Genomic DNA, 2716 nt, shown 5'->3' on the forward strand with positions numbered 1-2716 from the left:
TAAGGAACGTCCACCAATGGCAGAATGGAAGCGCCCGGACTTCACAGCCAGCAACTTTGTTGATATCCGAGACAATCATTTGCCTGTCCTGCTCCCAGTCAATTGTTTTGGGATATTTCTTTTCGTCCGGGGTTTCTCCGCAGTTGATGAACCACATGAGGTAATCTGCGGCCGCCTGCCAATGCTCCTCCGGCATGTGGGAGAAGTCACAATAAAAAAGCGCGAGGACCACATAAGTACGGACCTGCTCCGTCTGGGCGGTGTCGTTGAGTCTCATGAGAATATCAAGAACATCTCTAAAATCTGCATTGATAGCGTACTCAACTCCGCCGATCTCCACAGATTCGGGCAAATCCCATCCAATCATTTTGCTGTGCGCGATTCTTTTCAGCCTGCGCCACCGCCTCTCCGGCAGCATCGCCCAAATGCTTACGGGCTCCCTCTTCCAAGTACGGGGTGAGGGACTTCAAGAGGTTGGTAATTACGAACTGGCCGTTTTGCCCGCACGCCATGAGGCTAACACCCCCAAGCAGGATGTCAAAATCATTCCCGCCGCCGAATACAGCAGAAAGCCTAGCCTTGATCTTATCGTCGATTTCTTTTACCCGGTCCAACTTGGCTCTGGCAGATGCCACCACATCTCCGCCACCTTCGGGGCTTACTTCAATGGCAGCGCGATATTGCTTCTCAATCTCCGGGATATCTTTTGCAAAGGCGCAAAAGCGCTGATACAAATTGAAGTCAGAAGGATTAAAGCGGAGGATTCCGTTGCTGTTGATCTCCAGCTCAATGATGCCATCATCGAGCGCAAGTTTCTTTGTCATATAGTCTTACCTTTCATCTGTTCCGCCCTGTGAAATCCGTAGGGCAGTTATTTCATCACAATGTGGGGAGTGGGAAATTTCCCGCTCCTTTAGCCTTCCGCCGCATCGCCCTCATTCTCGCCCCACTGGTCAACAGCTTCAGCCAGATTCAGCAGCGCATCCCACCCCGTAGTCTCTCCATAGGAGTCCATGGGCTCAGAATAGAACACATCACCAATAGTGACACCATTGCTGGACTTCACCTTCTGGTGCATAAAGACAGTTTCCGCAAGCCGGTCAAGCTCCTCAAACTGACTTAGGGCCTCTTCTGCCTTTTCAATGCTGCCGAACGTCTTCGGGAAACGTTTAGCATCGACGTGTCCAGCAGATGCATATTCCTTTTGCTCAACAATCCGCTTGAACTTTCGCATTGTTTCGTAATCGCCCTCAAACTCATGCAAAAGGTCGTGCGCTACATCGTCGGTCAGTGAATCAGCAGTTTCATAAGAGAGAAAGCGGAGGGCGTTGCTGATCCGCGTAGCATAATCTTCGGGCCTGCTGCCCTCCCCCATGACGGCTGCTGCAATCGAGCTCTTGACACCGTTAACAACCGCGCGGGCCTTTTGATTCATGGTTTCACCCGTCGCCACCTGCGAGGCCAGCAGCTCAGCATGTTTTTCATTGGCCAAGTCCCGGAGCCCGTCATTGCTGTAACGGTTGCGCGCCTCGGGCGAATTGAATCGGCCCATCTCCGCCATAAACTTTTTGGAAAATTCGCCGGTGTGGTCCCGATACTGATTAACAGTATCCTCCAGATTCTTCTTCAGATTGAGTTTCATAAATAAATTCATTTCCATCTGTTTTCCTTTCACACTTCGCTGGAGTTCTCCCGGCGCAGGGGAAAGGAATGCCTGCACCGGGAGAATAGAAAAACGGCATGAGAACAGTCGTTAAACTGTTTCCCATGCCGTAAAAGGCTAACCTCGAGGGGCGGTACTCATGCCATACTTTACTAGAACAATTGTATCACAATGTGGGGGATGGGTCAAGAGTTTTTCTTTATGCCGCAATTTGTTCCCGCGCTTTTAATGGTCAGATACAGATGCTTAAATGGGGGGTTCCGGTCGCTTTTGCGTATTCTGGCTCCGGGGTGCAGGTGCTGGAACGCCGCTGCGGTAGCAACGGCCTCCTGCTCCTCCGCCGGTAAGTAAGCAAGAGTGATCTTCATTCGCGGCCTGCGAGAAGGTTGACCTTATCGTTGCACGCGGAGCAATACCATGCTGTGAAATTGGCATCAAGACATCCGTCAACAATGCAATCACTGAGAAATACAGGAAACTCTTTTCCGCAGACAGGGCACTGAGTAAAAACGTTTCCATCACCACCGTCTTCGATGGGGATATGGGTTCCTCTTCTGGTCTTAATATAAAGCATAGCTTTTCATCCCTTCAAATTTATAATTGTGGAGTGTTGGAGTAACCCCTGCGATTTCGCTCACGCCGCTGCCGGCACTTTGCGCAAACAACGCTCCCGAATGCACTGTATAGATAGATCGAACTCCGCCGCCATATCCGGATTGCCCGTGCGTAACGCCCTAACCTGAGCCTGGCGCAAGTTTTTAATGGCCCGCTTATACTCTCCCTTGGTAAAACCACTAAGCTGATCGGGGTACTGATCGGGCGGGACGTCGCCTTGCTTCTCAAGGAGTCTTTGAATTATCGCGTAGATGGCAATAAGCATATCTGTATTCTTGTCTCGCGTGGCGTCTCTATAAATTTCCACCAGATCCCGCTCATCGTTAGAAAGATTCATATTGACATTCCTTTCATAATCTGCCATGATGGCAGTGTGTTAGATGTGGCTCTTTGTGACCACACTTCCCGCTCTCGGAGGTAGTGACTCCGGGGGCGGAT

General features: G+C 50.7%; 5 protein-coding genes. All 5 read right to left on the minus strand.

The genetic code is table 11. The features are described from left to right. Positions 1 to 340, minus strand: a 340-nt coding sequence (locus RTK01_RS16485) for a Gp15 family bacteriophage protein (protein WP_312282010.1), incomplete at its 3' end; no start/stop codon positions are given. Beyond that, the gene (locus tag RTK01_RS16490; RefSeq protein WP_312282011.1) at positions 321 to 824 is read right to left on the minus strand and encodes a hypothetical protein; all 504 of its coding nucleotides are present in this window, start codon (positions 822 to 824) and stop codon (positions 321 to 323) included. The genes RTK01_RS16490 and RTK01_RS16485, both read right to left, overlap by 20 nt. A gap of 89 nt (positions 825 to 913) precedes the next feature. Then, on the minus strand, positions 914 to 1675 hold the full coding sequence (locus RTK01_RS16495) for a hypothetical protein (RefSeq protein ID WP_312282012.1): 762 nt from the start codon (positions 1673 to 1675) through the stop codon (positions 914 to 916). 173 nt (positions 1676 to 1848) lie between these two features. Then, on the minus strand, positions 1849 to 2031 hold the full coding sequence (locus RTK01_RS16500) for a hypothetical protein (protein ID WP_312282013.1): 183 nt from the start codon (positions 2029 to 2031) through the stop codon (positions 1849 to 1851). Between the two features lie 266 nt (positions 2032 to 2297). Then, entirely contained in the window at positions 2298 to 2615 is a 318-nt protein-coding gene (locus RTK01_RS16505) for a hypothetical protein (RefSeq protein WP_312282014.1), read from the minus strand. Positions 2616 to 2716: the final 101 nt, after the last annotated feature.

This window comes from Oscillibacter sp., from assembly GCF_031978065.1.
Taxonomy (GTDB): domain Bacteria; phylum Bacillota; class Clostridia; order Oscillospirales; family Oscillospiraceae; genus Oscillibacter.